Genomic DNA, 21029 nt, shown 5'->3' on the forward strand with positions numbered 1-21029 from the left:
GTCGGCGCTTCGGTCGCCGATACGGCACGACCGGAGGTGTAGGTGGACAGGCGGGAGAGCCATCGGCGACGGTTGACGACGACGGTCGTCACCGCGCTGGCGGCCGCCCTCGTCGCGCTGGTCGCTACCGCCCCCACCAGCGGCGCGGCGTTCCGGTCGACCGGGGCGGCGACGTCCGCCGCCTTCGCCGCCCGGGCGTCGTTCGGGCTGATGCAGACCGCCCCGTGCTTCAGCCGCGACGGCTCCGGCGGCTGCACCGCCGCCATCGGCGTCACCCAGGGCGAACACGTCGCCGTCAGCCCCGACGGCGCCCACGTCTACACGGCGTCGAAGGCCCTGTCGGCCGTCGCCGCGTTCACCCGGGAGCCCGCCGGGGGCGCACTCACCCAGCTCGCCTCACCGAACGCCTGCGTCACCAACGGATCCATCACCGGCTGCACCACCGTCGTCGGCCTCGGCGGCGGCGTCTTCGACCTCGCCGTCAGCCCGGACGGCAAGCACGTGTACGCCACCGGCTACACCAGCGACGCCGTGGCGGCGTTCAGCCGCCACCCCACCACCGGCGTGCTGACCCAGCTGGCGGCCCCGAACCGGTGCGTCACCAGCGGGTCGATCACCGGGTGCAGCGCCGCCGTCGGCCTCAACGGGGCGAACGGCATCACGATCAGCCCGGACGGCGCGCACGTCTACGTGGCCTCGTACGACGCCAGCTCGCTCGCGGTGTTCGCCCGCGACGCCACCACCGGCGCCCTCACCCAGCTCGCGGGCACCGCCGGCTGTGTCACCGACACCTCCGCCCCGATTTCCGGCTGCGCCACCGCCCGGGGGCTGCGCAACCCCTACTTCCTGCACGCCACCCTCGACGGCACCGGCGTGTACGTCGCCGGGTACGGCAGCAACGCGATCAGCGCCTTCGTCCGCAACCCGGGCACCGGCGCCGTGACCCAGCCCGCCGCGCCGAACGCCTGCGTGTACAACAGCGCCAGCACGGCGATCGCCGGGTGCACCGCCGCGACCGGCCTGCTGGGGACGTACCACGTGCAGGTCGCCGCCGACGGCACGACGGTCTACGCGGCCGGCTACGACGGCAACACCCTGGCCGCGTTCGGCCGCGACCCCGCGACCGGCGTGCTCACCGCCATCGGCTGCCACTACAACAGCGGCAGCACCGCGGTGGCCGGGTGCACGAGCACCCTGGCGCTGGCGGCGCCCACCGGCGTGGCCGTCAGCCCGGACGGGCGGTCGGTGTTCGTGTCGGCGTTCACCAGCGGCGCCGTCGCCATGTTCCGGCGCGACCCCGGCACGGGGCTGCTCACCCAGCGGCCCGGAACGGACGGCTGCATCGCGGCCGCCGTCGCCGGCTGCACGACCGGCTCGGGGCTGTCACAGCCGCTGGGCCTGACCGCGAGCCACGACGGGCGCGACGTGTACGTCGTCGGCGGCAACTACAGCGGCCAGGGCGCGGGCTGGGTCACCGCGCTGAACGTCAACCACTGAGCCCGTCAGGCCAGCCGGGGCTCCACCCAGCCGGACTCGATCAGGTACTGGTACACCGCGTCCACGGCCTCGTCGACGGCCATCGTGGAGGTGTCCACCACCAGCTCGGCGTCGGTGGGCGCCTCGTAGGGGTCGTCGACGCCGGTCATGCCGCGCAGCTGCCCGGCGCGCGCCTTGGCGTACAAACCCTTGCGGTCGCGCTGCTCGCACACCTCGATCGGGGTGGCGACGTGGACCAGCACGAACCCGGCCCCGGCGGTGGCGGCCATCCGGCGGGCGGCCTTGCGCGCCGCCGCGTACGGGGCGATCGGGCAGGCCACCGCCATGCCCCGGTGCCGGCCGACCTCCGCGGCCACCCAGCCGATCCGGCGCACGTTGCGGTCGCGGTCGGCGCGGCTGAAGCCGAGCCCGGCGGACAGCTCGCGGCGCACCACGTCGCCGTCGAGCAGCGTGATGGTGCGGTCGCCGGTCTCGCGCAGCATGTCGGCGAGGTTGCGGGCGATGGTCGACTTGCCGGAGCCGGACAGGCCGGTGAAGAACACGACCAGGCCGCGGTGCCGGCGCGGCGGGCGGACCCGGACCAGCTCCTTGGCCACGGCGGGCGGGGTGTGCCACTCGGGCAGCGGGAAGCCGCGGTCGAGCAGGTCGTCGATCTCGGCGGTGGTGAGCGCGACCCGGCGGGAGCGCTCCGGGATGTCGTCGCGCCAGCGCCACTGGCCGTCGCGGTTGTCGTAGGCCAGCTCGCGGGGGACCAGCAGCTTGACCCCGGCGCCGGACAGCGCGTCGCCGGTGGACAGCAGGTGGGTGACGCCGTACGCGCCGGCCACCCGGGCGCGCAGCAGGGCGTCGCGGATCTCGTCGCCGCGCGCGGTGAGCGGCACGGCGACGATGGTGGCCGGGGGCATCCGGTCGCGGGCGGCGAACACGGCGCGCACCAGGGCCTCGGGCGGCAGGCCGTCGGGGCCGGGCTCGCTGACCGGCACGAGGATGAGCAGGTGCGCGGCCAGCGTGCGGGCGGCGTGCGCGATCTGGGCGAGCTGCGGGCGGTGCAGCGGCCGGTCGGCGACCACGCCGAGCACCCGGCCCGGGGGCAGCAGCGCGCGGACCTCCTCCGGCGTGCGCCGCAGCCGCATGAAGGGGCCGTGGCCGCCGTCGCCGATGCGGCGCACCGGCCCGGCGACGCCCGCCACGCCGTCGCGGGTGGGCCAGACGTCGGTGACGTCGAGGGCCGCGATCGGGGCGCCCTCGGGGTCGGCGAGCACGACCGTGCGCCGGGCGGCGTCCTGCGGGTCGAGGCCGGCCGCGAGCTCGGCGGGCACCTCGAGGGTCACCGGCGCGGGCCACGACGTGCCGTCCGCGAGCCGGCCGCGGCGGCGCAGCTCGGTGAGGTCGGCCCGGCCGAGGAAGCCGGTGAGGGGGGCGTACGCGCCGGAGAGGATCAACTCGAGGTCGGTCAGCTCATGCGCGCGCGGGGTGTACGACGGCGCGTCGCGCAGCACGTCCTCGGGCAACAGCGACCCACTCATGACAGCAACCAACCCCCACACACCCGGACCAGAGACACAGTTTCGCAGCCCGCCCACTCCGGGTCGAGCGCGGCTCGGGCGATCTCTCCGAGACGGACAGGATGTGCGGCGGGAACGGACCGAAGGTGACAATCGGGCTTTCCATCCCAATACTGGACGATTGTATGCTGTTCCGCCGGCCAGGGAAGGAAGCATGAGACGCCGCGCCCCCCAACCGCACCCCGTCGCCGTCATCACCCTCGCCGTGACGCTGCTGGTGTCCGGCTCGGTCCTGGTGTTCGCCTCGTTCGCCCAGGACCGCGCGGCCACCGAGGCCCGCCGCGGCCCCGACGGCCCCACGGTCGGCTGGGGCCGGCCGATCCCCGGCAGCCCGCCCGCCGCCACCGCGAGCAGGGCGCCGCTGCCCGCACCGTCCACACCGGCCGGCGTCACCCCCGGCGCCGCCCCCGGCGCGGACCAGCGGCCCGGCGCCCGGCCCGACGCCGACCCCGGCCCCGAGCCCGGCGGCCGCTGCCGCACCGGCGCCAAGCTGGTGCCGACGTGCGGCGTGCTGTGGGGCGTCGCGCCGGGCGCGTTCACCGAGAAGCGCGGCGCGCCCGCGCTCGCCGAATTCGAGCGCAAGACCGGCCGCCACCAGGACATCTACCACGCGTATCACCGCGGGCGCGGCCGGGTCTTCCCCACGCCCGAGGAGATCCGCATCGCCCGGGAGCCCGGCCGCGAGCGCATCCTGTTCCTCAACTGGAAGCCCGCCGGCGCCACCTGGGCCGAGATCGCCGCCGGCGACCGGGCCACCGACGCCTACCTCGACCGGCTCGCCGCGCACATCCGGAAGAACTTCCCCGAGCCGTTCTTCTTCACCGTGCACCACGAGGCCGAGGACAACGTCAACGAGCGGGCCGGCTCCGGCTGGACCGCCCGCGACTTCGCCGCCATGTACCGCCACGTCGTGCAGCGGCTGCGGGCCGGCGGCGCGAGCAACATCGTCAGCGTCGTCGTGCACATGGCGTACGTGCCGCACACCACCCAGGAGTGGTTCGACGACATGTACCCCGGCGACGACGTCGTCGACTGGATCGGCTGGGACACCTACGCCTACAGCGACCCCGGCTACGGCCACGGCGACTTCACCGAGCTGATGAACCGGCGCGCCTCCAGCAAGCCCGACTGGCCCGGCTTCTACGACTGGGCCGTCGAGCGGCACCCCGACAAGCCCCTGATGGTGGCCGAGTGGGGCGTCTGGTACTCGCCGAAGAACCCCCGGCACAAGGCCGAGTTCTACCGCAACGTCGGCCGGCAGATCACCGAGTTCCCCCGGATCAAGGCGCTCGTCGGCTTCGACACCCCGCACAACCAGAAGGGCATGGACTCCCGCGTCGACAGCACGCCCGACGCCCTGGAGGCCTACCGGAGGTTGGGGGACCTGCCCGTCTTCCAGGTGGAGCACGGATCAGGCACGCCCGGGGTTTTCCCCTGATGAACTGAGGTGCGCCGGGGCCATACGGTAGGCCCCGTGAGCCTCATCGCGACAGAGTCGCTGACCAAGACGTACGGGGGGAAGGTCACGGCCCTGGCCGACCTCACCGTCGACGTCGAACCGGGTGTGATCGGGCTCGTCGGCGCCAACGGCGCCGGCAAGTCCACGCTCCTGAAGATCCTCCTCGGCCTGCTGGCGCCCACCGCCGGCACCGTGTCCGTGCTCGGCATCGACCCCACCCGCGACACTGACGCAGTGCGCGCCCGGGTGGGGTACATGCCGGAGCACGACAGCCTGCCGCCGGACGTGTCCGCGGCCGAGTTCGTCACCCACCTCGGCCGGATGAGCGGGCTGCCGCGCACCGCCGCCCGCGAGCGCGCCTCGGAGGCCCTGCGCCACGTCGGCCTCTACGAGGAGCGCTACCGGCAGATCGGCGGCTACTCCACCGGCATGAAGCAGCGGGTCAAGCTCGCCCAGGCGCTGGTGCACGACCCCGACCTGCTGCTGCTCGACGAGCCCACCAACGGCCTCGACCCGGCCGGCCGGGACGCCATGCTGGCCCTGGTGCACCGCATCGGCACCGAGTTCGGCATCAGCGTCGTCGTCTGCTCCCACCTGCTCGGCGAGGTCGAGCGCATCTGCGACCAGCTCATCGCCATCGACGGCGGCCGGCTGCTGCGCGCCGACCGCATCTCGTCCATGACGACCGCCTCCGACGTGCTCGCCGTCGAGGTCTCCGAGGGGACGGACGCCCTCGCCGCGCACCTGGCCGGCCTGGGCCTCGAGGCGTCGCGCGACGGCCGGCTGCTGCTCGTGCCGCTGGCCGACGACGCCGCGTACGACCGCATCCTGCGCGCGGTGGCCGAGCTCGACCTGCCCCTGCACCGCCTCGAGCAGCGCCGCCACCGGGTGGCCGAGCTGTTCGCCACCGCCCCGGCACTGGAGGCCGCAGATGTCTGATCCGTCGGTCATCCACGACATCGGCTACCAGCGGTACGCGGGCCCCCGGCTCGGCCGCGGGGCCGTGTTCGGCGCCCTGTACGTGCACGGCCTGCGCGCCGCGTTCGGCCTCGGCCGCAGCGCCAAGGCGAAGATCTTCCCCTGGCTCGCCGTCGGCATCGTCTCGCTCGTCGCGGTCATCATCGCCGCGGTGCGCTCCCAGATCGGCGTGCTGCCGCTGGACTACCAGCAGTTCGCCGACACGCTCAGCTGGCTGATCATCTTCTTCGTCGCGATCGTCGCGCCCGAGCTGGTCTCCCGCGACCTGCGCGCCGGGGTGCTGCCGCTGTACTTCAGCCGCCCGCTGCGGGCCTTCGACTACGTGGCCGCCAAGGTGGCCGCGCTGGTCACCGCGGCGTGGCTGCTGCTCGCCGGGCCGCAGTTCATCATCTTCCTGGGCGGCGCGTTCACCACCAAGACCGGCTTCCGCGGCGTCCTCGACGAGCTCGGCGACCTGCTGCCCGGCTGGGGCTACAGCCTCATCTGGGCCGTGCTGTTCGCCGCGATCGCGCTGCTCGTCGCGTCGCTGACCGGCAAGCGGGCGTTCGCCGCCGGCGGCATCGTCGCCGTGTTCCTCATGACCACGCCGGTCGTCGGCGTGCTCGCCTTCCTCGACACCAACAACTCGCAGGAGCTGGCCGGCCTGGCCAGCCCCATGACGCTGGTCAGCGGCGTCGGCTCGTGGCTGCTGCCCGGCCCCGGCACCGGCATCGACGTGGGCCGCTTCGGCCCGGTGTACCTGATCGAGCTGGTCACCGTCGTCGCCACCTGCCTGCTGCTCCTGCTCACCCGGTACCGGAAGGTGGCCTCGCTGTGACCACAGTGGACCTCACCAGCGTGTCCCGCTGGTACGGCAACGTGGTGGCCGTCAACGACGTCAGCATGACGCTCGCCCCGGGCGTCACCGGCCTGCTCGGCCCCAACGGCGCCGGCAAGACCACCGTGCTGCACATGATGGCCGGCTTCCTCGCCCCGTCGAAGGGCACCGTCACCGTCGACGGCGCCCCCGCCTGGCGCAACCCGTCCCTGTACCGCCACCTCGGGCTGGTCAGCGAGCGGGAGGCCGTGCACACGTTCCTCACCGCGTGGGAGTTCGTGCTCGCCAGCGCCAAGCTGCACCGGCTGCCCGACCCGGCGTCCGCGGCCCGCCGCGCCCTGGAACTGGTCGAGATGACCGACGCCCAGGACCGCCGCATCGGCACCTACTCCAAGGGCATGCGCCAGCGCACCCGCGTCGCCGCCGCCCTCGTGCACGACCCGCAGGTGCTGCTGCTCGACGAGCCGTTCAACGGCCTCGACCCGCGCCAGCGCATGCACATGATGACGCTGCTGCACGACCTCGGCGCCGCCGGCCGGACGATCCTGTTCAGCTCGCACATCCTGGAGGAGGTAGAGCAGGTCAGCGGCACCGTCCAGGTCATCGTCGCCGGCCGCCTCGCCGCCTCCGGCGACTACCGCAGCATCCGGCGGCTCATGACGAACCGCCCGCACGTCTTCGCCGTGCAGTCCTCCGACGACCGCCGCCTCGCCGTCGCCCTCATGGGCCAGGCGTCCGTCACCGGCGTCGAGATCGACCCCGGCACCGGCCTCACCGTCCGCGCCGGCGACTACGGCAGCTTCACCCGCGCGCTGCCCCGCATCGCGCTCGGCGAGGGCATCCGCCTGCGCCGCCTCATCCCGTCGGACGAGTCCCTCGAGAGCGTCTTCGAATACCTGCTGGAGGCCTGAGAAGATGGTCTACAACCCGACGATCGCGTCGATCACCGCCCGGGGCCTGTTCGGCCGCCGGCGCGTGCTCGTCCTGCTGCCGCTGCCACTGCTGCTGGTCGGCCTCGCCCTGCTCATGCGCGCCAACGACGTGCCCGCCCGCGACTGGGGCCAGCCCCTGCTCGTCGGCCTCGGCCTGGCCGTCCTGCTGCCCATCACCGCCCTCATCGTCGGCACCGGCGTCCTCGGCTCCGAGATCGACGACGGCACCGTCGTGCACATCCTCACCAAGCCGCTGTCGCGCGCCGAGATCCTGCTGTCGAAGTACGTCGTGGCGGTCGGCGTCACCGTGGTCACCGCGGCCGTCCCGCTGTTCGTGGCCGGCTACCTCGCCTCCGGCGTCCGCCTGGGGCTCGGCCTGGTGGCCGGGGCGGCGCTCGGCGCGCTCGCGTACTCGGCGCTGTTCCTGCTGCTCAGCCTGCTGACCAGCCGGCCGGTCCTGCTCGGCCTGGTGTACGTGCTGGTCTGGGAGGGCCTGCTCGGCACGTGGGTCAGCGGCACCCGGGTGTTCTCCGTCGAGCAGTACGTCATCACGGTGACCGACCGGCTGGCCCCCACCGACCTGCTCACCCCGAACGTCTCGCTGACCTCGTCGCTGATCATGGCGGCGATCATCACGGCCGGCGCGGGGGTGCTGGCGGTCAACCGGCTGCGCAGCCTGTCGGTGGCGGGGGAGACCAGCTGACGGCGCGGCCCCTCGATGGGGTGGCTTCCCGGCGTGGTGGCGAGGGACCGACGTGCCATCCGCCGCATCATGGGGGCCGCCGTGGACGGGGGAGACGTGGCAGCAACGGATGCACCGGCGTTGTACATCGCCCACGATGACGACACGGTCATCGTGTCCGCCCTCCCGCTGACCGTGGCGGGCGGGCGAGCCGAGACCTTCGTCTGGGGCAAGGTCGTCGAGATCTCTCCGGCGGACGCGCCGGCCGTTCCCGCCACGGCCAGGCAGGTGCGGGGCCTCGGTGTCGTCGTCATCGTGGGCGGCTTCGGGTTGAATTGTGCCGGCTTCCAGCAGGGGCTCCTCGTCGGCCTGCTGGGCCTCGTCCTGGTGCTGGTCGGCTTCGCGCGCGGGGTGGCGGTGCGCCCGGGCGTCATCGCCGCTCCGCAGTTGCAGGCCCGCCCAGAGCAGCATCATGTTCTCGTCCACGACGCCGACCGCGAGGTGTTCAGCGACGCCGTCGAACTCGGCCAGCGCGCGTCGGCGACGTGGCCGCTGCTCGGCGATCTGATCGACGTCGCGGCCGCCGAGTGGCTGCTGACGCACGCACTGCTGGATCTGGCCGGGGCGCTGGAACAACGGCAGGAACTGCGGGAGCTCCGCGGCGACGTGGCCGGGCACGTCGGGCGCCGGTCGCCGGCGGACCCGCAGGTGCGGGACCTGTCCGCTCGCCTGGCCGCGGCCGACGTGGCGCTGGCGGGTCTGGACGACGACATCGAGCGCCGGGTGGGCGGGCTGCGGGCGGTGGCGGTGGCGGGCGAGGAGTTCGTGCGGGACGAGGAGGTCCGCGACCTGACCCGACGGGTGGACGAGGCGATCGGCAGACTGGCATCTGTGGATTCACCCGGCTCGCAGGACTCCGGCGCGGAACTCGCCGGTCACCTCGAGGCGGTGCTGCGCGCGTACCGGGAACTGGCCGATCAGCGGGGGTCCGACGGCGAGCCCACGTCCGCCGCGGGGGTGTAGAGCCGCGGGCCGTCAGGTCAGCGCCGGCAGCCGCTGCGGGTGGTCGAGCACGTCGCGGAACAGGTCGCCCCGTTCGGCGAGGCGGCGCGGCAGGTCACGGACGGTGAAGCCGTCTGGGCGCAGGCCCGGGTCGTCGAGTTCGTCCCAGTCGATCGGGGCGGACACCGGCGCCCCGGGCGCGGGCCGCGGGCTGTACGGGGCGACGAGGGTGCGGTTGATCGCGTTCTGCGTGTAGTCCAGGCGGGCCAGGCCGCCGCGGTCGCGCTTCTGCCACTTCCAGCTGACCAGCTCGGGCACCACCGCGCCCACCGCCCGCGACAGCCGCTCCACCCATGCGCGGGTGGCGGCGAAGGCCGGCCCGGGCACCACCGGCACCCAGATCTGGATGCCGCGCCGGCCGGTCACCTTGGCCCGGGCGGTGACGCCGAGGTGCTCCAGGGCGGTGCGGTGCAGCCGGGCGAGCACCAGCAGGTCGTCCCACGTGGTGCTGGCGCCCGGGTCGAGGTCGATGAGCGCGTACGTGGGCCGGTGCGGGTGATCGGTGCGCGACGTCCACGGGTGCCACTCCAGGGCGCCGAAGTTCGCCGCCCACACGAGCGCGGCCGGCTCGTCGGCGACCAGGTACGTCTGCGTCTCCCCGGGGTCCGCCTCGGGGTTGCGCCACCGGGCCAGCCAGTCCGGGGCGTGCCCGGGCAGCTCCTTGTGCCAGAAGCCGCCGGCGGCCACGCCGTCCGGGTAGCGGTGCAGGTTCAGTGCCCGCCCGGCCAGGTACGGCACCGACACCGGCGCGATCTGCGCGGTGTAGCGCAGCAGGTCCCGCTTGGTGACCGGCGGCTCGCCGGGCCGCGCCGGGAACAGCACCTTGTCGAGGTTCGTGACCCGCACCCGGCGGCCGAAGACCGTCCAGACGCCGCCGCCGGGCAGGTCGTCGAGCTCGGCGGCCTCGTCCTCGGTCAGCGTCGGCGCGGGCACCCTCCGGGCGTACCCGGCGGTGCCCGCGCCCATGCGCCGCGAGAAGGCTCAGCCCTTGATCTCGAACGTCTGGCCGTACACCTTCCACTTCAGCGGGGTGTTCAGGTCTAGGTTGCCGGCGTTCAGGAAGACCCGCTGCGCGGTGTCGACCCGGGTCGTGTTGTCGTGCGCGTCCTCCATCTTCATCGCCCGCACCCGGGCGTCGAGGAACGCGTGCAGGTACGTCGTCTCGTTGCCGCCCTGCGCCGGCGTCTTCGCCTTGCGCATCGCCTCGCGGCGGATGCTGTCGAAGCTCGGCGTCCACGACCCCGACCCGTGCATGACGATGGCGTCGTAGTAGATGAACTGCCCGAGCGCGCGCAGCCCGTCCGACTTCGCCCGGTTCACCGACGGGTTGAAGTACACCCGGTCCCGCTCGTCGTTCTGCGCCTGCTGGAAGACGGTGTCGCGGGCGGCGGTCCGCCACGCGGCGGGGTAACCGCCGAGCCCGGCGTGCGAGTCGGTGCCGTCGACGCGGCGCAGGGCGGGCAGGAACCGGGCGAGGACGTTGCCGGGCTTGCGGGCCGTGTACAACTCGACCAGGTCGAGCATGTCGCCGGTGCCGGAGCAGAACCCGATGATGCCGGCGGTGTAGCCGCGGCCGTCGCCGATGTCCTCGATGTAGGAGTACTGGGCCTTCCAGTCGGTGGACGAGTTCTCGGCGCTGGACACCAGCCGCATGGCGATGTCCTTCTTGCGCGCGTCGTACAGGTCCACGGCGGCCACGGCGACGGCCCGCTGCGCCGCGGGGGCCGGGGCGGGAGTGGGGGCGGCGTCGGCGCTGCCGTGCAGGACCAGGGGGACGGCGACGGCGGCCGCCGCGATGGCGACGCCGGCCCAGGTACGCGGTCTTCTCACGCGAGCTCCTCCGTAAGTCTGTTAGTTAATTTATCTAACAGATAAAGCCCTACGGAGCGATGAGAGTCAATGTGTCAGCCGTGCGCCATTCGCGAGAACCGGCGAAACAATCACAGGGTGTCGGCGTCGTCCCACCGGTCGTACCACCGCTCGACCGCCTCGAACGTCTCGCCGGTGATCTCCGCGACGCCCCCGCCGACCACGGCCACGGCCCGGCCCAGCTCGGCCGCGTCCGCGGGGAAGTCCAGCACGGCACCCGGCCCCTGCAGCAGCGTGATCAGCAGGGTCAGCCCGGTGAGCAGCCCGGAGACCCGGCTCCTGCCGGCCCCGCCTGCCACCGGCGCCGTCACCACGTCGGCCAGGCCCAGCGCCACGTCGTCGCGCAGGTTCGCGGTCCGCGTCACGATCGTCTGCAACCCGACCTCCACCCGCTGGTGGAACAGCAGGTGGGACGCCGGCCGCTCGTCCGCCAACCGCAGGAACCACAGCAGGTCCCGCGTCACCGCCGGCGGCGGCACGTCGAACGGCGGCGGCCACGACAACCCGTTCCGTCGCAACGCCTCGTCGACCGTCTCGCCGAGCAGCCGCAGCCGCAACTCCATCCCGTCGTCCGGCCGCCCCGCGGGCAGCGGCAGGCTCCGCACCATCGGCAGAAACGCCGCCGCGCCGCGGTGCAGGGCGTCCAGCACGCTGAGTGCGGCGTCGAGATGCTCGTCCCGCCGGGACCGGTCGGCGAGCACCGCCGACCAGTCCTCGATCGCCGCCAGCTGAGGCACCAGCCAGGACAGTGGACCGTCATGCGTCATCTTCCGACGGTAAGCCCGTCGTCAACGGCGGGAGCGGCGCCGGGCCTCGTGGGCCGGGAGCGCGCCCCACAGCACGTCCCGCCAGTCCCGGTCGCGGGCCAGGTCGTCCAGCCGGAACGCCTTGTCCGCGAAGTCGCGCCACTGCACCTCGACGGTCTCCCGCTCCAGGCGTTCGTCGTGCAGCTCCTGCCCGCCCCGGCGCGCATCGGCCCGGGCCTCGGCCAGCGGCCGGTGCCACGCCCACCGGCAGGCGGCGTAGGTGATCAGCGCGCCCGCCAGCGCCCCGGCGACCCCGGCGGCGACGACCCAGGCGGACATCCGTCGACCGTAACCGCCGCACTCCGCCCGCGCCGCCGGGCCGCGCCGGAGAACACGCGGGGCCCGCGCCGGATCGGCGCGGGCCCCGGTGGTGCGGGTGCGGGCGTCAGCCCGTGTTGCGCATGCCGGCCGCGATGCCGTTGACGGTGGTCAGCAGGGCGCGTTCCAGGGCGGTGGAGTCCGACGGGGGCCGGCGGGCGCCCGGGGCGGTCGCGATGACCTGGTTGCTGGAGGCCGAGTCGCGGTACTGGCGCAGCAGGGCGACCTGGAGGTGGTGCAGCGGCTCCAGGTAGGTGTCGCGGACGCCGAGGGTGCGGCCCAGCACCGCGTTGCCGGCGAGCAGCGCCGACGACTCGGTGACGGCCAGGACCTCGGCGACGGTGCGCTCGTACTCCTGCTCGATCGTGGTGAAGATCGGCTGGAGGTCGGAGGGGACCAGGGTGTCGACGTAGCGGCGGGCGATCGACAGGTCGGTCTTGGCCAGCATCATCTCCACGTTCGAGATGAACGTGCGGAAGAAGTGCCAGTTGCCGTGCATCTCGGCGAGCACGGGCGACAGGCCGGCCTCGCGGGCCGCTGCCAGGCCGGAGCCGACGCCGAACCAGCCGGGGACGATCTGGCGGGACTGGGTCCAGCCGAACACCCACGGGATGGCGCGCAGGCCGTCGAGGCCGGCGTCGGCGTTGGGGCGCTTGGCCGGGCGGGAGCCGATGTTGAGGGCGCCGAGCAGCTCCGTCGGGGTGGAGGCCCAGAAGTACGCGGGCAGGTCCGGGTTCTCCACCAGGCCCCGGTACGCCCGGTACGCCGCGTCGGAGGCGGTGTCCATGGCGGCGTCCCAGCGGGCCAGCGAGTCCTCGTCGACGCGGGGCTCGGTGTGCAGGAGGGTGGCCTGCAGCACCGCGGCGACGGTCAGCTCCAGGTTCTCCCGGGCCAGCGCCGGCAGCGTGTACTTGTCGCTGATGACCTCGCCCTGCTCGGTGACCTTGATGGCGCCGTCGAGCGTGCCGTACGGCTGGGCCAGGATCGCCTCGTGGGTGGGGCCGCCGCCGCGGCCGACGGTGCCGCCGCGGCCGTGGAACAGGCGCAGCCGCACGCCGTGGCGGGCGGCGACGTCGCGCAGGGCGCGCTGGGCGCGGTGGATGGACCACTGGCTGGTGGTGATGCCGGCCATCTTGTTGGAGTCGGAGTAGCCGAGCATGACCTCCTGCACGTCGCCGCGGGCGCGCACGATGGCGCGGTACGCGGGCAGCGACAGCATCTCGTCGAGCAGCTCGCCGCCGGCGTCGAGCTCGGCCGGGGTCTCCAGCAGCGGGACGATGCCGATGCGCGCCTTGCCGCCGTGCAGGTCGATGAGGCCGGCCTCGCGGGCCAGGATGGCGGCGGCGAGGACGTCGTCGACGCCGAGGGTCATCGAGATGATGTACGACTCGATGACCTCGTGGCCGAACCGGTCCTGGGCGTCGCGGATGGTGTGGAAGACGTCGAACGTCTTGCGGTTGCCGTCGGTGAGCTCGGTGCCGAGCGCGGCCAGCGGCCGGCGGCCGGTCAGCTCGTCGGCGAGCAGCTTGGTGCGCGCCGGGCGGTCGAGCGCGGCGTAGTCGTCCGTCTCGCCGACGCGGTCGTACAGCTGGGCCAGGACGGCGTGGTGGGCCTCGGCGTGCTCGCGCACGTCCATGGTGGCGAGGTGCAGGCCGAACGCGCTGATGGTGCGCAGCGCCGACGCCACCTTGCCGACGGCCGTGAGCTGGCCGGAGTTGCGGGCCAGCGAGGCGCGCATCAGCTCCAGGTCGGCGATGAGGTCGTCGGTGCCGCGGTAGTCGCGGCCGGGCACGTGGGCGGTGCCGTGGCGCAGCCGGGCGCGGGTGTTGGCGAGCTTCGCCTTCACGCAGCGGGCCTTGAGCCGGTACGGCTCCTCGGCGTTGGTGCGCCGGAACCGGGGCGCCACCTCGGGCAGGGCGTCGAGGTCCTTGGCGAGGCTGGCGGACAGGTCGAGGGACACGCCGCGCAGCCGGCGGGACACGGACACCTCGTTGATGAGGGCGTCCATGGCGGCCTCGGTGGCCTGGATGCCGTGCTCGTGCTGGATGATCAGCACGTCGCGGGTGACGGCGGGGGTGACGAACGGGTTGCCGTCGCGGTCGCCGCCGATCCAGGTGCCGAACGTGAGCGGCCGGGTCGTGGGGGCGGTCTCGACGCCGAGGCTGCGCAGCGTCTCGGCGAGGTCGTCGAGCACCTGCGGGGCGGCGTCGGCGTACAGCTCGCGCAGGTAGTAGATGGCGTTGCGGGCCTCGTCGGTGGGGTCGGGCCGGTCGAGGCGCAGCTCGTCGGTCTGCCACAGCAGGTCGATCAGCTCGGCCAGGCGGCGCGTCGCGGGGCCGGAGTCGGTGGCGCCGTAGAGCACCGCGGCGGCGGCCTCGGCGTCCAGCTCGTCGGCGATGGACCGCAGCTTGCTGAGGATGGAGCGGCGCGACGCCTCGGTGGGGTGCGCGGTGAAGACGGGCCGGATGGCGAGCCGGCGGGCGGCGTCGGCGATCTCGTCGGCGGGCACCCCGCGCTCGGCGATCAGCTTGGCGGCCTGGTCGAGCCAGCCGCCGTGCTGGGCGCGGCGGCGGCGCAGCTCGCGCGCGCGGTGCGCCTGCTCCGTCATGTTCGCCAGGTGGAAGTACGTGGAGAACGCGCGCGCCAGCTTGGTGCCGGTGGTGACGTCCATCGCGGCGAGGCGGCCGGCGGCGGCCTCGGCGTCGGAACGCACCAGGGCGCGGATCTCCTCGACGAGGTCGAGCAGGGGCCGGCCCTCCTGCCGGGCCAGGGTCTGGCCGAGCAGGGTGCCGATGCGCCGGATGTCGGCACGCAGGGCGGCGTCGGGGCCGTCGGTGTCGAGCTGGTCGGTCACCATCGCTCCTTCGCGTCACGCCCCGCGGGGCGCGACCAGTGGCGGGCGGAGGACGGCACTGTCCCGACTCCGCAGATCGTATCGGTGCGGCGCTGCGGGCGGGTGAACCCGGTGAGTCAAGTCTCACGCAGCCCTGCCGGAATTTCTGCCGCTTGATCTTTACCTGCGCCTCACAGCCGATCGGGTTGTATCACCACCGGTCGATGCGCCACCGCGCGTCGCCACGCGACCCGGCTCCGCACGGCGCCGGGACACGACTGGGGAGATACACATGAGCAAGCGATCCCGGCTGCTGGCCGTGGGCGCCGTCGTGACGGCCACCGGGCTGGTCGCCGCCGGCGTGACCGTGGCGAACGCGGCCGCCGCACCGCCCCCGCTGGCGTTCGTCGCCGCGACCAACGCGCTGACGGCCGAGCGGTACGTCGACGAGTCGGGTGAGGCCTGGCTCTACCTCCAGCTCGGCACGCACGTCATCGCGGGCAAGGACCCGCTGGAGATCCGGGTCAACCGCACCGCGTACTCCAAGCCGCTGGTGGCGAAGCGGGCCGTCTGGACGGGCGGCAAGAAGACTTGGCAGACGCTGCCCGCCGGCATGGTCACCGATTTCACCGGCCTGAAGTCGTTCACGAAGGTGACGATCAAGAACAAGGCCGGCGCCGTCGTGCAGAGCTACGACCAGGACTACTGCCCGAACGCGTACGACACGGGCCGCACCCGGCCGGACGCGCCGTCGGACAACCCGTACCCGGTGGGCTGCGCCGACGCGGGCGGCAACCCGTTCTGGCTGGGCGCGGTCTGGGGCGTGCAGGCGGGCTGGAGCTCGCCGACGGACAACGTCGGCCGCTGGGGCGGGGGCGCCAACGTCGACGTGCCGGCCGGCGAGTACACGGTCGACGTGGCCGTGAACAAGAACTACGTCGACTTCTTCAAGATCCCGGCGAAGTCGTCGAAGGCGTCGATGTCCCTGACGGTCACCCAGGAGGAGGCCGAGGAGGGCGAGGAGGGGCTCGCCGAGACGCAGGCGAAGCTGCGCGCGAAGGACGGCGCCCCGCCGGCGGTCGCCAGCGAGCACGACGAGCACGCCGCCGAGGGCGACCCGAAGCGTCAGGTGTCGGCGTTCTCCGCCGACCTGCGCCCGCCGGCGCGGCGTCCCACGACCTTCGCGGCGGCGCCGTCGAAGGGCCCGAAGCCGGACCTGAAGTCGCTGCCGGCCTGGGGCATCGAGCTCGACAAGGAGAGCGAGGCGGGCAAGACGTACGTCAACTTCGGCGCCACGGTGTGGAACGGCGGCACGTCGCCGCTGGTCGTCGACGGTTTCCGGCGCACCGGCACCGAGCTGATGGACGCGTACCAGTACTTCTTCGACGCCAACGGCAAGCAGGTCGGCTCGACGGCCGCCGGCACGATGGAGTGGGACAAGCGTGAGGGCCACATGCACTGGCACTTCACCGACTTCGCGCAGTACCGGCTGCTCAAGGCCGACAAGAAGGTCGCCGTGATCAGCGGCAAGGAGGCCTTCTGCCTGGCCAACACCGACGCGGTCGACTACACGATCCCGAACGCCAAGTGGCGCCCGAGCAACACCGACCTGTCGACGTCCTGCGGCCAGAACACCTCGGTGGCGGTGCGCCAGGTGCTCGACGTGGGTGGCGGCGACACGTACGGCCAGTCCCTGCCGGGCCAGTCGTTCGACGTGACGGACCTGCCGAACGGCACCTACTACATCGAGGTGCTGGCGAACCCGGAGAAGAAGCTCGCCGAGGTGAGCACGGCGAACAACTCGTCGCTGCGCAAGGTCGTGCTCGGCGGCACGAAGGCGAACCGCACGCTGACGGTGCCCCCGCACGAGGGCATCACCGGCTGAGCGGCTGAACGCTGAGGTGGCCCCGGTCGGCGACGACCGGGGCCACTTTGGGTAACCGGTAGAGGATCACTCACCGTCCGTCAACCCCCGCCCGGCCTGCGATTAGAGTCACGCGGCACTCGACATCCCGGATACTGAGCGTAAGATCGTCACGTTGATGACCACGCTGGGTGACGGGAGAGCGCATGGCCAAGCACTCGCGCCGGACGCCGCGCCGCCGCGTCTGGCCCTACCTGACCGGGGCGCTGGCGACGGCCGTGGCCGTGGCGCTGCTGGGCTGGACGATCACCGGCGCGCTGGGCCGCCCGGTCACCGAGCTGATCGCCCGCACGGCCGGCCCGGCGCCCGTCCCGTCGCCCGCCGTCACCGTCGTGCCGCCGCCGGCGGCCGGGCCGTCGGCGAGCGCGACCGTCGCCGACCCGGACGCCAGCCCGCTGGCCGGCCGGCAGCTGTGGCTGGAACCCGAGACCGGGGCCGCGTGGCAGGCCGCCGAGTGGACCCGCGAGGGCCGCATCGCCGACGCGGCCGCGATGCGCCGGATCGCCGCCCAGCCGCAGGCCGTCTGGTTCGCCGACGGCGCCGGCGGCTTCGCGGCCCGCGCCGCCGCCCTGGCCGCCGCCGCCGAGCGGGCCGGCCGGCTGCCGGTGCTGGTCGCCTACTACCTGCCCGGCCGCGACTGCCGCGACGAGGTCCCCGGGCCCGCCGGCGGCGCCGCCACCGCCGACGCGTACAGCGCCTGGCTGGGCGCGCTGGCCGAGGCGCTGGAGGGCCGCGAGGCCGTCGTCGTCCTGGAGCCCGGTGCCGTGGCGCAGGCCGTCGACGGCTGCCTGGGCGATCCCGCCGACGACGCGGCGGCCAAGCGGGCCGTCTCGGAACGCTTCCGGCTGCTCGGCGCCGCCGTCGACCAGCTGAAGGTCAACTCCGGGGTCCGGGTCTACATCGACGCCGGCAACCCGTCCTGGGTGCAGGACCTCGACGTGCTCGCCGACGCGCTGCGGACGGCCGGCGTGGAACGCGCCGACGGCTTCGCCCTCAACGTGGGCGGCTTCGAGACCACCGCCGACAACATCGCGTACGGGCTCAAGCTGTCGAAGCGGCTGGACGACGCCCACTTCGTCGTCGACACCAGCCGCAACGGCAACGGCCCCAGCGCCCGCGGCCGCAGCGCGTGCAACCCGCCCGGTCGCGCCCTCGGCGACGCCCCCTCGACCTGGACGGGCCAGCCGCGGGTGGACGCGTACCTGTGGGTGAAGCGGCCGGGCGAGTCGGACGGCGCCTGCGGCGGCGCCCCCCGGGCGGGCCTGTTCTGGGCCGAGTACGCCCTGGACCTGGCGACCAACTAGGCCCGTCAGGCGGGCACGGCGGGGCGCACCAGGTGCGGCACCTCGGCGCCCGGCGCCTGCCGCGGCCGGGCGACGTGCCGGGTGTTCCCCACCGCGACCGGCGCCGCGAACGCGAGCTTCGCCGGGGTGGTGGTGGCCCGGGTCTTGTGCACGAACGCCTGCCGGGCGGCGGCGAACCCCTGCCGGTCGTCGAACAGGTCGCGGCTCATCTCGGCCAGCTCGCGCTGCTCGTAGACGTCCAGGGGCAGCCGCTCGCCCGCGAGCCGGCGCTGCTTGGCGAGCCGCTGGCGCTTCGCGCGGGGCGGGTCGGTCCAGCGGTCGGCCAGGTCGGCCAGCCACGCCGCGTACGCGTCGGGGTGCCGCGGGCCGACCTCGTCGACCAGCCCGATGGACCGGGCGCCCTGCACGCCGAGCGGCAGCCGCCGCGACAGCAGCCGGGCCGCGCGCTCGGCGCCCACCCGCTGCGGCAGCGTGTACGTGTGCAGCTCGGAGCCCGACAGCCCCATGTCGTAGTACGGGTTGAGCACGATGCCGTCGCGGGCGGCGACGACGTCCGCGCCCAGGCCCAGCATGACGCCGCCGGCGCCCGCGTTGCCCGCGTACCCGGCGATGAGCACCTGCCGGCAGGTGATGAGCTCGCGGCACACCTCGTTGATGGCCCGGATGTTCTCCCAGCCCGCGGCGGCGGGGTCCGGCGCGGCGTCGATGGCGTTCAGGTGGATGCCGTTGCCGAACGCGTCGGTGCCGCCGCGCAGCACGAGCACCCGGGTGTCCTGGGCGGCCGCGTGGCGCAGGGCGGTCAGCAGCCGCCGGCAGTGCGCGGTGGACATGGCGCCGTTGTAGAAGTCGAACGCGAGCCAACCGACCGCGCCGGAGCGCCGGTAGCGGATCTGCCGGTACGACGGCACCTCCGGCTCCGCGCCGGGCGGCAGGGTCAGGTTCGGCACCCCGGCCAGGCGGCGGCCGAGGAGCGTGGTGGCGGGCAGCTTCACGCCGCCGTCGGCCGCGTCGCGCAGGTGGCCGAGCCAGACGCTCCCGTCGCCGGTGCCGACCAGCACGGCGCCCTGCCGGCGGGCCAGCACCGCGCCGGGCCGCGCGCCGTGCACGGCGCCCGGGTGCGCGTCGTAGGCGAACACCGGCAGCCCGGCCACCTCCGTGCGCACGCCCGGGGCGCCGTCGGCGGCGCGGACCCGGCGGACGATCCGGTCGGTGTCGTCCGACCAGTCGAACATGCGGTCCGTCTGCTTCATCGCCGGCCGCAGCCGGGCGCCCAGCACCGCCGTGCGCATCCGCTCCAGCGGCGTCGGCCGGAACGCCGGGTCGGCGGCCTTCGCGACGACCTCGGTGACGCACTCCAGCGCCGCGTCGGCCACCGGCCCGCCGTAGAGGGCGGACTTGCGCGGCGGGGCGGCCGGCATCGGGAAGGTGCGGGTGGCCCAGACCGGGCCCGCGTCCAGCTCCTCGGCGGCCTGCAGCGCGGTGACCCCCCACTGCGGCAGGCCCTCCGAGATCGCCCAGTCCAGCGAGGACGGTCCGCGGTCGCCGACCGGCCCCGGGTGCAGGATGATCGTGCGGTGCCGCTGCCACACCTCGGCCGGCACCCGGTGGGTCAGGTACGGGCAGATGATCAGTTCCGGGTCGGCGGCGCGGACGCCCTCGGCGATGCCGCGTTCGTCCGTCGCCAGCAGGACGCCGACCTGGTGGCCGCTGTCACGCAGGTGGCACCAGACGCGCTGGGTGAGGCCGTTGAAGGCCGACACGAGCAGCAGGATGCGCACACTTCCTCCTGAAAACCCTCTATGGGTCGGACCGGCAAACTCTGCAATATCTCGATGTGCGGGGGTCGCACATCCGGTGCGACGCGTCTGACCTGCAAGTTGCAGCCGATCGAGGGACATCAGTCCGCCAGGTCGAGCGCGTACGACGGGAACCACTGCCCCGCCGGGGGAGCCCCGCCGCCGCAGGCGCCGTCGGACTCGCCCGGCCGCTTGATCCACAGGTACGCGTCGACGCGCGGCTGCCCCGTCCGCGTGGTGGGCGGCTCGCCCAGCGCCCGCCCCGGCGGGTTGCACCAGTGCCCGTCGTCGGCGCCGATGACCGCCGGGCCGTTGCCGTTGCGGCTGGTGTCGATGACGAACGGCGCCCCACCGAGCAGAGTGGACAGCCGGTTGCCGTACGCGACGTTCGCGGCGGTCGTCTCGAAGTTCGCCACGTTCAGCGCGAACCCGTGCGCCGACGCGACACCCGCCGAGCGCAGCGCCGCCGCCATCCGGGCCGGGTTGCGCACCCAGCTCGGGTTGCCGGCGTCGAGGTAGACGTACACCTCGCCGGCCGCCCGGAACGCCGCCACCGCCTCGGCGAGCAGCGCGTAGCGGGCGGCCGCCGCCGTGCCGTCCAGGCAGCCCTTCAGGGTCTGCGCGACGGCGTCGGGCTCCAGCACCACCACCGCCCGGTGCCCGGCGAGCGCCCCGGCCAGCCCGGCCACCCACTGCCGGTACGCGGCCGCGTCCGGCGCGCCGCCCGCCGACTGCCCGGAGCAGTCCCGCCCGGGGATGTAGTAGGCGGTCAGCACCGGCACCGTGCCCGCCGCGCGGGCGTCGGCGGCCAGCTTCGCGGCGCGCTCGGCGTAGCCCGGCGCGGCGTCGGCGAACCACACGGCGGTGGGCTGCTCGGCGATCCGGCGCACGGCGGCCGCCTCGGCGGCGCGGCCCTGCGCCGCCCAGACGCGGGCCTGGTCGGCGGCGAACCCGGACGGTTCCGTGTACAGCGAGAACCCGCTCAGCTGCCCGCCGCCCCCCGCCCCGCCCGACGCGGGCGCGGCGGACGACGGGGCGGCGTCGGGCGCGGCCACCGGCGGGGGCCCGGTGCCCCCGTCGGCGAACCCGAGGTAGATCAGCGCGACCGTGACCGCCGCCGCGACGGCGGCGGTCAGCGCGACCGGCGAGCGCCGGCGGCGGTGCGCGGGCACGGCGTGACGGGACAC

The 21029-nt window shown here is 74.2% G+C and carries 17 protein-coding genes; 9 read left to right on the plus strand and 8 right to left on the minus strand.

The window, feature by feature from the left end; genetic code table 11:
- The first annotated feature begins 72 nt into the window (after positions 1–72).
- Positions 73–1497: a lactonase family protein gene (locus tag Sya03_RS18150; RefSeq protein ID WP_203939491.1), complete on the plus strand. Its 1425-nt coding sequence runs from the start codon at positions 73–75 to the stop codon at positions 1495–1497.
- Positions 1498–1502: 5 nt separating this feature from the next.
- Here Sya03_RS18150 and cysC read toward each other — a convergent pair whose 3' ends face one another.
- Positions 1503–3023 carry an adenylyl-sulfate kinase gene (cysC, locus tag Sya03_RS18155; protein ID WP_203939492.1) on the minus strand — a complete coding sequence of 507 codons (1521 nt, stop codon included), beginning with the start codon at positions 3021–3023 and terminating at the stop codon, positions 1503–1505.
- A 193-nt stretch (positions 3024–3216) separates the two neighbouring features.
- Between cysC and Sya03_RS18160 the strand changes: the two genes are divergently transcribed.
- From Sya03_RS18160 to Sya03_RS18185, 6 genes are all read left to right on the plus strand, one after another.
- Entirely contained in the window at positions 3217–4500 is a 1284-nt protein-coding gene (locus Sya03_RS18160; protein ID WP_239107636.1) for a glycoside hydrolase family 26 protein, read from the plus strand.
- Positions 4501–4536: 36 nt separating this feature from the next.
- The gene (locus Sya03_RS18165; RefSeq protein WP_203939493.1) at positions 4537–5460 is read left to right on the plus strand and encodes an ABC transporter ATP-binding protein; all 924 of its coding nucleotides are present in this window, start codon (positions 4537–4539) and stop codon (positions 5458–5460) included.
- Positions 5453–6316, plus strand: coding sequence for an ABC transporter permease (locus Sya03_RS18170; RefSeq protein WP_203939494.1), 864 nt, complete (start codon positions 5453–5455; stop codon positions 6314–6316). The genes Sya03_RS18165 and Sya03_RS18170 overlap by 8 nt, the downstream gene beginning before the upstream one ends.
- Entirely contained in the window at positions 6313–7227 is a 915-nt protein-coding gene (locus Sya03_RS18175) for an ABC transporter ATP-binding protein (protein ID WP_239107637.1), read from the plus strand. Before Sya03_RS18170 ends, Sya03_RS18175 begins: the two co-directional genes overlap by 4 nt.
- A gap of 4 nt (positions 7228–7231) precedes the next feature.
- On the plus strand, positions 7232–7951 hold the full coding sequence (locus tag Sya03_RS18180) for an ABC transporter permease (RefSeq protein ID WP_203939495.1): 720 nt from the start codon (positions 7232–7234) through the stop codon (positions 7949–7951).
- A 96-nt stretch (positions 7952–8047) separates the two neighbouring features.
- Positions 8048–8953, plus strand: a complete 906-nt coding sequence (locus Sya03_RS18185; protein ID WP_203939496.1) for a hypothetical protein — start codon at positions 8048–8050, stop codon at positions 8951–8953.
- Between the two features lie 12 nt (positions 8954–8965).
- Here the strand turns inward: Sya03_RS18185 and Sya03_RS18190 are convergent, their stop codons facing one another.
- The 5 genes from Sya03_RS18190 to ppc form a co-directional block, all read right to left on the minus strand.
- Positions 8966–9925 (minus strand): DNA polymerase domain-containing protein, encoded by a 960-nt coding sequence (locus Sya03_RS18190; protein WP_203939497.1) that lies wholly within the window; start codon positions 9923–9925, stop codon positions 8966–8968.
- 48 nt (positions 9926–9973) lie between these two features.
- Positions 9974–10822, minus strand: a complete 849-nt coding sequence (locus tag Sya03_RS18195) for a chitosanase (protein ID WP_275411456.1) — start codon at positions 10820–10822, stop codon at positions 9974–9976.
- Positions 10823–10932: 110 nt separating this feature from the next.
- Positions 10933–11628 carry a hypothetical protein gene (locus tag Sya03_RS18200; protein ID WP_203939498.1) on the minus strand — a complete coding sequence of 232 codons (696 nt, stop codon included), beginning with the start codon at positions 11626–11628 and terminating at the stop codon, positions 10933–10935.
- A gap of 21 nt (positions 11629–11649) precedes the next feature.
- Positions 11650–11946: a hypothetical protein gene (locus Sya03_RS18205; protein ID WP_203939499.1), complete on the minus strand. Its 297-nt coding sequence runs from the start codon at positions 11944–11946 to the stop codon at positions 11650–11652.
- A gap of 106 nt (positions 11947–12052) precedes the next feature.
- Positions 12053–14839 carry a phosphoenolpyruvate carboxylase gene (gene ppc / locus Sya03_RS18210; RefSeq protein ID WP_203939500.1) on the minus strand — a complete coding sequence of 929 codons (2787 nt, stop codon included), beginning with the start codon at positions 14837–14839 and terminating at the stop codon, positions 12053–12055.
- A gap of 271 nt (positions 14840–15110) precedes the next feature.
- Between ppc and Sya03_RS18215 the strand changes: the two genes are divergently transcribed.
- Entirely contained in the window at positions 15111–16703 is a 1593-nt protein-coding gene (locus tag Sya03_RS18215; protein WP_203939501.1) for a lysyl oxidase family protein, read from the plus strand.
- Positions 16704–16888: 185 nt separating this feature from the next.
- Positions 16889–18046: a glycoside hydrolase family 6 protein gene (locus tag Sya03_RS18220; protein WP_203939502.1), complete on the plus strand. Its 1158-nt coding sequence runs from the start codon at positions 16889–16891 to the stop codon at positions 18044–18046.
- Between the two features lie 5 nt (positions 18047–18051).
- Here the strand turns inward: Sya03_RS18220 and Sya03_RS18225 are convergent, their stop codons facing one another.
- Both Sya03_RS18225 and Sya03_RS18230 read right to left on the minus strand, forming a co-directional pair.
- Positions 18052–19824 carry a hydrogenase maturation protein gene (locus Sya03_RS18225; protein ID WP_203939503.1) on the minus strand — a complete coding sequence of 591 codons (1773 nt, stop codon included), beginning with the start codon at positions 19822–19824 and terminating at the stop codon, positions 18052–18054.
- Positions 19825–19943: 119 nt separating this feature from the next.
- On the minus strand, positions 19944–21029 hold the full coding sequence (locus Sya03_RS18230; protein ID WP_239107638.1) for a glycoside hydrolase family 6 protein: 1086 nt from the start codon (positions 21027–21029) through the stop codon (positions 19944–19946).

The organism is Spirilliplanes yamanashiensis (assembly GCF_016863475.1).
GTDB lineage: Bacteria > Actinomycetota > Actinomycetes > Mycobacteriales > Micromonosporaceae > Spirilliplanes > Spirilliplanes yamanashiensis.

Coding starts and splice junctions, on each gene's coding strand:
- Sya03_RS18170 (WP_203939494.1), top strand. CDS start 5,453: ATGTCTGATCCGTCGGTCATCCACGACATCGGCTACCAGCGGTACGCG.
- Sya03_RS18160 (WP_239107636.1), top strand. CDS start 3,217: ATGAGACGCCGCGCCCCCCAACCGCACCCCGTCGCCGTCATCACCCTC.
- Sya03_RS18205 (WP_203939499.1), bottom strand. CDS start 11,946: ATGTCCGCCTGGGTCGTCGCCGCCGGGGTCGCCGGGGCGCTGGCGGGC.
- Sya03_RS18180 (WP_203939495.1), top strand. CDS start 7,232: ATGGTCTACAACCCGACGATCGCGTCGATCACCGCCCGGGGCCTGTTC.
- cysC (WP_203939492.1), bottom strand. CDS start 3,023: ATGAGTGGGTCGCTGTTGCCCGAGGACGTGCTGCGCGACGCGCCGTCG.
- Sya03_RS18200 (WP_203939498.1), bottom strand. CDS start 11,628: ATGACGCATGACGGTCCACTGTCCTGGCTGGTGCCTCAGCTGGCGGCG.
- Sya03_RS18220 (WP_203939502.1), top strand. CDS start 16,889: ATGGCCAAGCACTCGCGCCGGACGCCGCGCCGCCGCGTCTGGCCCTAC.
- Sya03_RS18215 (WP_203939501.1), top strand. CDS start 15,111: ATGAGCAAGCGATCCCGGCTGCTGGCCGTGGGCGCCGTCGTGACGGCC.